Source organism: Endozoicomonas sp. ONNA1 (assembly GCF_024606325.1).
Lineage (GTDB): Bacteria > Pseudomonadota > Gammaproteobacteria > Pseudomonadales > Endozoicomonadaceae > Endozoicomonas_A.
Map to the genome: position 1 here is coordinate 1 of NZ_JAHHPN010000554.1, position 2,066 is coordinate 2,066.

The following is a 2,066-nucleotide window of genomic DNA, read 5'->3' on the forward strand; positions in this document are numbered from 1 at the left end:
TTGAATTGATGATCGTTGTGGCGATTATTGGGATTTTGGCGGCTGTGGCTATTCCTCAGTATCAGAATTATGTTGCGCGTGCTCAACTTGCTGAACCTATATCTTTCATAGGTGGTTATAAAACTGCCTTAGAAGATTATATTGCTCAGAACGGTGAGTTTCCTCAGAGTGCAGCAGCTATTGGTAATATCATTAGTGTTGATAATGCTGCATCGATTGCAAGTGTAGGCGTTACAGGTGTAAATCCGAACAGCACAGCAGGCGCGATTGAGGCCACACTTCAGACGTCTGCGAATGGAATGAACGGTCAGATTGCAGGTAAGAAAATTGTTTGGACTCGCAATGCTTCTGGTGGCTGGTCATGTGGAACGAATGCTGCCGCAGATTATGCACCTAACTCGTGTAAGTATAACGCGTCAATCTGAGTTCGAGTGATTTATAAAAGAAGCTCCGTTTATGGGGCTTCCTTTTTTATAGGTGTTTTGTGATTAAATTTCTTTCTGATAAAAGCGTTTTAATTGCATTCTTAATGCCTACCGCTATCGTTTGTTTTTCTTTTCTTGATTTTGTTTTTTTTGATTTTGTCTCGCCGGATTACAACAGAAAACGTTTGTATCAGTTTGTTTTTTTTCTCTTTATAATTTTTTTTGTGCTTAATTTATTTTTTGAGAAAGGGTTTTATTTTTTTTTAGATCAGTTCTCGAGCGTTTATTTGTGGTTGGTAGGATTTTTTCTTGTACTTTGCTCCATATCTTCATTTAATTCCTTGTATTTTTTGAAAAGTATTCAAGAGGTTGGGCTTTATTCTTTGATTTTTATATCTTGCTTATATCTCAGAAATAAAAATATTGGAGAGAGTGAGTTGATTTTTGCGATTTCTTTAATTGGATCGAGTTTAGTCGTTTACTTTTTTACCTATCTTTTTGACTATGTTATTTATCTCAGATTTCCACCAGAAGCATGGCAAAACACTATTCACAACTTTTCTAATCCAAGGGAGTTGAATCATGCCCAGAATTGGTTGATTCCTTTTTTGGCTCTACTACCGCTTATTCCCAATGAGAATTATAAACTTCTGAGCAGATTAAGTTGGTTGCCAATCATACTTATGTATTTCTTTTTAATAATTACGGAAGGTCGTGGAGTATCAGTCGCAATCATCTTCTCGATTGCATTGACTTGTTATTTGTTTCCTACATTCTCAAAAGTTTTAGCATCTACTCACCTTAAATCTTTTGGCTTCGGCTTGCTTCTTTATATTTTACTTGTCCAAATAGTTCCATCTTTATTTGGAAGTTCTTCAAATTTTGATTTTGAACGATTTGTTGTGGCTAACTCTACTTCTTCAGGACGAGTCGAATTATGGAAGATAGCCCTTAAGTCTATTCAAGATAACCCAGTTTTCGGCGTAGGTCCGCAACACTTTATCACCTTGGTAGGCAGTCCTGGTTCGCCACATAATATTATTCTTCAGTGGGCTACTGAGTTGGGTATTCCTGCTGCTATTTGTTTGATTATTCTCATTATTTGGGGTGGTAATAGTTACTTGCGAGGGTTGATATATAGGGTTCATTCAGGTTTGTTGACCAGTCATCAGCAGCTGGTACAGATCTCTGCCTTTACTGCCCTGTTGAGTGCGAGTATTCATTCTCAGGTTAGTGGTGTATTTATTTCACCAATGAGTCAGATGCTTATGATTCTAGTAGTGGGATTCTGTATGGGTGTGCACTCCAAAAATCTAACGTCTAGAGTGAGTGTTTCTAAATGGTTTGTAATTATATTTTTACTATTGTTTTCCCTAGCCTATATTGCCATCTTTTATTGGGAATATTTTTCTGGAAACTACCCAACAACGCTTGAGTTTCAATCAAATGCACCAAGATTCTGGAGAAATGGTGCATTTCATAAAAATTAAAAGAATAAAAAACACGTAAAAAAGGGACACCCACAAAAAAGAAAAAAGGGACATCCATAAAATCTGATTCATTTTGAATAAAAAAGGGACATCCATGAAATCTGATACATTCTGTGGGTGTCCTATTTCATTAATTTAAAAATAATCTGGG

At 36.3% G+C, this 2,066-nt stretch carries 2 protein-coding genes; both read left to right on the forward strand.

The window, feature by feature from the left end:
• The coding region (locus KDK19_RS12700; RefSeq protein ID WP_306801340.1) for a pilin at nt 1-425 on the forward strand (425 nt) is incomplete at its 5' end.
• Between the two features lie 59 nt (nt 426-484).
• Nucleotides 485-1,915 (forward strand): O-antigen ligase family protein, encoded by a 1,431-nt coding sequence (locus KDK19_RS24400; RefSeq protein WP_257292109.1) that lies wholly within the window; start codon nt 485-487, stop codon nt 1,913-1,915.
• Nucleotides 1,916-2,066: the final 151 nt, after the last annotated feature.